The 5597-nt window shown below is 71.4% G+C and carries 4 protein-coding genes and 1 pseudogene; 3 read left to right on the top strand and 2 right to left on the bottom strand.

From position 1 onward, the window contains the following. Window positions 1–209: pseudogene (locus FNH08_RS52700) on the top strand (DUF6350 family protein); the annotation flags it as partial. Between the two features lie 2 nt (window positions 210–211). Here FNH08_RS52700 and FNH08_RS43275 read toward each other — a convergent pair. After that, window positions 212–976, bottom strand: coding sequence for a hypothetical protein (locus FNH08_RS43275; protein ID WP_152776995.1), 765 nt, complete (start codon window positions 974–976; stop codon window positions 212–214). Window positions 977–1321: 345 nt separating this feature from the next. Between FNH08_RS43275 and purN the strand changes: the two genes are divergently transcribed. Continuing rightward, window positions 1322–1960: a phosphoribosylglycinamide formyltransferase gene (gene purN / locus FNH08_RS43270; RefSeq protein WP_322726391.1), complete on the top strand. Its 639-nt coding sequence runs from the start codon at window positions 1322–1324 to the stop codon at window positions 1958–1960. Then, window positions 1957–3519 carry a bifunctional phosphoribosylaminoimidazolecarboxamide formyltransferase/IMP cyclohydrolase gene (gene purH, locus FNH08_RS43265; protein WP_322726390.1) on the top strand — a complete coding sequence of 521 codons (1563 nt, stop codon included), beginning with the start codon at window positions 1957–1959 and terminating at the stop codon, window positions 3517–3519. The genes purN and purH overlap by 4 nt, the downstream gene beginning before the upstream one ends. Window positions 3520–3567: 48 nt before the next feature. Here the strand turns inward: purH and FNH08_RS43260 are convergent, their stop codons facing one another. Next, complete coding sequence (locus FNH08_RS43260) at window positions 3568–5346, bottom strand: serine/threonine-protein kinase (RefSeq protein WP_152776994.1); 1779 nt, start codon at window positions 5344–5346, stop codon at window positions 3568–3570. Window positions 5347–5597 lie beyond the last annotated feature (251 nt).

Here is a 5597-nt window from a genome sequence, read left to right as displayed (position 1 = left end):
CCCCCAGCCCCTCACCCTCCTCCACCGCAGCTCGTCGCCGCTCAGGCTCCGGCGTCGAGCCCTACGACTTCCTCCCCCTCGACCCCACGGGCACCCCCTGGCACGACGACGCGTCCCGTGAGACCCGCTGGGCGGCACTCCGCAGAGCCACGGCAGCCCTCACGGACCCCGTAGACCCCACGGACCCTCCGGACCGCACCCACCCGTAGCGTCAGCGGGTGCCCAGTACGCCGCGGAGTTCCTCCGGGAGGAGCTTCTCGCAGGACTTCTGCGAGGCGGTGGTGAGGGCGTCGTTGGTGCAGGTGTAGTAGTCGCTGTAGACCAGCTGGGCGGTGAAGGTGGCGGCCACCATGGTCAGGGCCAGTGACGCGGTCACCAGGCCGCTGATCGCCGCCGTGGTCTGGGGGCGGCCGCTCTGCTCTGGGGCCGGAGAGCTGGGATCGGGGCGGCGCGGCTTGGCGCGCAGCGCGCTGATGCCCCAGTAGAGAGCCAGCGCGCCGAGCAGCAGCGCCACGTACGGCCAGCTGAAGAGGGAGAAGAAGAACGCCCACATACCGGCGAGCAGGGCGTACCGCGCGCGGCGCTGGGCCGGGTCCGTCGGGTCCCAGCGCAGGTTGGAGCCGCCCGGACCGCCCTCGGGGCCGCCCTGTCCGCCACCGGAGGGACGGGGGCGGTCGCCGAAGCCGCCGCCGTTCGAACGGCCGGGCTGGCGGTCGCTCCACTGGCTGCCCCAGGGCGAGTTCCCTTCGTGGTCCCCTTCCTTGCCGCCCGCGGGGCGGCGCGGCTGCCACGGGCGGTCGGGTGTGCCCTCCGGCGGTGGCGCGAAGGGGTTGTCGTCGCCCGGGGCCTGCGCCCCACGCCCACCCTTGTCGCCCTGGCCGGTTTCGGGCGTGCCCTCGCTCTCCCGCGGCGGGGTGGGCGAAGAACGCCGCTCACGCAGCAGGAGCGGTGGAAGGCGGAGGCTGCGGTCCGGCATCAGGTGTGCGTCTTCCCCTTGGAATCAGTGCTGGGATCAGTACGTCCGGAACGGGTCCGTCGGTACTTCGGTGCTGCTGGAACGCCGGTCCCCCGGCGCTGCTGAAACCTTCGTATCCGTCCTTCGTCAACGTCCCAGGGGAGCAAGGCGTTCCCCTCGCCGATCTGCGTTCCCCGGCCGGATGCTTCCCAGACGGTACCTTCCGGCCACGCCCCCGTCCCGTGGGGGCCGTCCGGTGTGCCGGTATCGTTGCTGGCGGTCGACCGCTTCGTAGACTTCCCCGTATCAGGGGGCGTGAAGCATTCGTACGACCGTACAAAAGACTCCCCGAGAAAGGGCCCCGCCGTGGCCGAGCCCGTGGTCAAGTCCGCGGCCAGGCGCCTTGTCGTCCTGGTTTCCGGATCCGGGACCAATCTGCAGGCGCTGCTGGATGCCATCGACGAGGTGGGTGCCGAGGCCTACGGCGCCGAGATCGTGGCCGTCGGTGCCGACCGTGGTGGCATCGAGGGGCTCGCCCGCGCCGAGCGCGCGGGGCTGCCGACCTTCGTGGTGCGGGTGAAGGACTACACCACCCGCGAGGAGTGGGACGCCGCGCTCGCCGAGGCCGTCGCCGCCCACGAGCCGGACCTCGTCGTCTCCGCCGGGTTCATGAAGATCGTCGGTAAGGAGTTCCTGGCGCGGTTCGGCGGGCGGTTCGTGAACACGCATCCCGCTCTGCTGCCCAGTTTCCCGGGAACCCACGGCGTACGGGACGCGCTCGCGTACGGCGCCAAGGTCACCGGATGCACCGTCCACTTCGTCGACGACGGCGTCGACACCGGACCGATCATCGCTCAGGGCGTGGTGGAGGTCCGGGACGAGGACGACGAGAGCGCTCTGCACGAGCGCATCAAGGAAGTCGAGCGAAGGCTGCTCGTCGATGTCGTGGGGCGGATCGCCCGCAACGGCTATCGCATTGAGGGACGAAAGGTAGTTATCCAGTGACCGCCGACATCAACAAGCGGCCCCTCCGCCGGGCGCTCGTCAGCGTCTACGACAAGACCGGGCTCGAGGAGCTCGCGCGCGGACTGCACGAGGCCGGGGTCCAGATCGTGTCCACCGGGTCCACCGCCTCCCGTATCGCCGACTCCGGCGTCCCCGTCACCAAGGTCGAGGAACTCACCGGCTTCCCCGAGTGCCTGGACGGCCGGGTCAAGACCCTCCACCCCAAGGTCCACGCGGGCATCCTCGCCGACCTGCGCCTGGAGGACCACCAGCGGCAGCTCGCCGAGCTCGGGGTGGAGCCGTTCGACCTCGTCGTGGTCAACCTCTACCCGTTCCGTGAGACCGTCGCCTCCGGCGCCACCCCCGACGAGTGCGTCGAGCAGATCGACATCGGCGGTCCGTCCATGGTGCGGGCCGCCGCCAAGAACCACCCGTCCGTCGCCGTCGTCACCAGCCCGGCCCGGTACGCCGACGTCCTGTCGGCCCTCAAGGACGGCGGATTCGACCTCCCCGCCCGCAAGCGGCTCGCCGCCGAGGCGTTCCAGCACACGGCCGCGTACGACGTCGCCGTCGCCTCCTGGTTCGCCTCCTCCTACGCGCCCCTCGACGACTCCCAGTTCCCCGACTTCCTCGGCGCCACCTGGGAGCGCGCGCACACCCTGCGCTACGGCGAGAACCCGCACCAGCCCGCCGCCCTGTACACCTCGGGCACGGGCGGTCTCGCCGAGGCCGAGCAGCTGCACGGCAAGGAGATGTCGTACAACAACTACACGGACACGGACGCCGCCCGCCGTGCCGCGTACGACCACGACGAGCCGGCCGTCGCGATCATCAAGCACGCCAACCCCTGCGGTATCGCGATCGGCGCGGATGTCGCCGAGGCCCACCGCAAGGCGCACGCCTGTGACCCGCTGTCGGCGTTCGGCGGGGTCATCGCCGTCAACCGGCCGGTCAGCAAGGAGATGGCCGAGCAGGTCGCGGAGATCTTCACCGAGGTCATCGTGGCGCCCGACTACGAGGACGGCGCGCTGGAGGCCCTCACCAAGAAGAAGAACATCCGGGTGCTGAAGGCGCCGAACGGCCCGGCGAACCCCGTCGAGCTCAAGCCCGTCGACGGCGGCGCGCTGCTCCAGGTGACCGACCGGCTGCAGGCCGACGGCGACGACCCCTCGGGCTGGACCCTGGCGACCGGTGAGGCGCTCACCGGCGGGGAACTGGCCGAGCTGGCCTTCGCCTGGAAGGCCTGCCGGGCCGTCAAGTCCAACGCGATCCTGCTCGCCAAGGACGGCGCCTCGGTGGGCGTCGGCATGGGGCAGGTCAACCGCGTGGACTCCTGCAAGCTGGCCGTCGAGCGGGCCGGGGAGGAGCGGGCCCGGGGCTCGTACGTCGCGTCGGACGCGTTCTTCCCGTTCCCCGACAACATCGACGTGCTGAGCGCCGCCGGCGTCAAGGCCATCGTCCAGCCCGGCGGTTCGGTCCGCGACGAGCTGGTCGTCGAGGCCGCCCAGAAGGCGGGCATCACGATGTACTTCACGGGGACGCGGCACTTCTTCCACTGAGGCCGGTGGCGGACGCCGATGCCGTACCAAGTTGCTCTTGGTACGGCATCACGTCGAACTGCGCAGGGCGCCCCAGGTGTTGGGGCCCACCTCGCCGTCGACGTCCAGCCCCTTGGCTCCCTGGAACTGCTTGACCGCCGACAGGGTGTCGTCGCCGAACTGGCCGTCGACCCCTGCGGCGCCGAGGCCGTAGCCGCGCTTGAGCAGCATGCACTGCACCTGTGTGACCCGCTGGTTCTTGTCGCCGTACCGGGTCAGCTCGGTGCCGGAGTAGTACGTGCACTGGGAGATCCACGGCGGGATGGCGGGTTTCGTCGCGGACTTGGTGGGGGCGGCACTGGGAGCGGTGCCGGAGCCGCCGCCGTTGTCGCCGCCGGGAGTGGCGGTGACGGTGGCTGTGGGCCGCGTACCGCCCGCGCCACCGGCGGAGCCTGGCGAACCGTCCGTCCCCGTCCCCGTCCCCTTCTCCTTGTCGTCCTTGTCGCCCCTGTCCTTCTCCTTGCTGGAGGAGGGAGAGGGCGAAGTGGAGGAACCGGAGGGTGACGCGGCCGCCCCGTCGTCGGCGGTGGTCTCGACGGTCGTGTCCGACGAGGCGTTGGTGCCGGAGTCCGGGCGCGTGAACAGGAAGGCGCTCACCGCCACGGCCACCACGGCGAGCCCCGCGACCACGGCGAGGTACCGCTTCCTGCGCTTTGTGCTGTGCTCGGGATCTGGAACCTCACGTGGTGCGGATGGCGGCGGACCGTACGCGCCCGGCGGTGTCGGCGGGCCGAACGCGGGTCCCGGGGCGGGGGAGGCCACGATCTCCGTGGGCGTACGGAAGTGGACCGTCTGCTGGGCCGAGGCGGCTTCCAGCAGCTCGCAGCCCCGTCGCCGGGCGAGCAGGCGCTCGCGCAGCGGTTCCTGCCAGGAGTGTGCGCGGCCGTGCGACGCGGCCACCGCCGCGTCGGTCAACTGGTCCGGAGTGGGCCGCCCGGCGGGGTCCTTGGCGAGGCAGGCGGACAGCAGGGCCGCCAACGCGGGGTCCAGCGCCGAGACTTCGGCCATGGTCTCCGCCCTGGGCTCCTCGAACGCGACGCGGTGCATCACGTCCGTGCCGGTCCCGTCGCCGAACGGGGCGTGCCCGGTGACGGCGTACACGAGCGAGCAGCCGAGGGAGAACACGTCGGAGGCGGTGTCGCAGCGGCCGTCCCGCAGATACTCGGGCGCCATGTAGGCGGGGCTGCCGACCCGGTGCCCGGTCGTGGTGATCGCACTGCTGTCCACGGCCTGCGAGATGCCGAAGTCGATCACGTGCACGGCCTGCTGCGTCAGGAGGACGTTGGACGGCTTGAGATCCCGGTGCACGACCCCGGCGTCGGCCAGTGCCGACAGCGCCCGCCCGAGCTCCGCCGCCAGCCACCACAGCCCGGCCGCCTCCAGCCCGCCGCACGCGCGGACGGCCTCGGCGAGGTCCACGCCCGGCAGGTACTCGACGGCCATCCACAGCAGGGTGTCGTCCTCGAACCCGGTACCGAGCAACTGCGGTGCGTACGGCGTACGGACCCGCCCGTGCACGGCGGCCTCCCGTTCGAACCGCCGCCGGAAGCGGGTGTCCTCGGCGTACTCGGGCCGGATCACCTTCACCGCGGCGAGCCTCGGGCGGTCGTCGGCGGGCCGTGCCAGATAGACGCGGCCCATGCCGCCACTGCCGAGCAGCCCGAGCGGTACGTACGGTCCGATGCGTCGCGGGTCCGCGGACTTCAGCGGAGTGGCGCCGACCTGCTCCAGCGCGGCGTGACCGGACGCCTCGGAGTAGGGCGGCGCGTGGTGCCGCTGGTCTGCCATGGGTCCCCCGGTGCGTCTTCTCTCGACGTGCCCCTTGCGTTCAAGGGGTCAACCTGTGCTGCGGCAGCGCCAGTTGATGAGAGAGTACCGCGCGAGCGGGGGGCGGCACGGCGGTTCGGGAGACCGGAACCCACGGCGGCTGAACCCCCGTGAGCCCCGCCCCTGTCGCTTATACACATCTGACCCTGCCGACGATATGCAGTGTTTAGACCTCGGGGGGAGGCGTATCAGTTCAAAAATAAACATAAAAA

Source organism: Streptomyces spongiae (assembly GCF_009377185.1).
Classification (GTDB): domain Bacteria; phylum Actinomycetota; class Actinomycetes; order Streptomycetales; family Streptomycetaceae; genus Streptomyces; species Streptomyces spongiae.
Note: the sequence above shows the minus strand (reverse complement) of the source record. Positions and strands in the feature narration are given on the sequence as shown.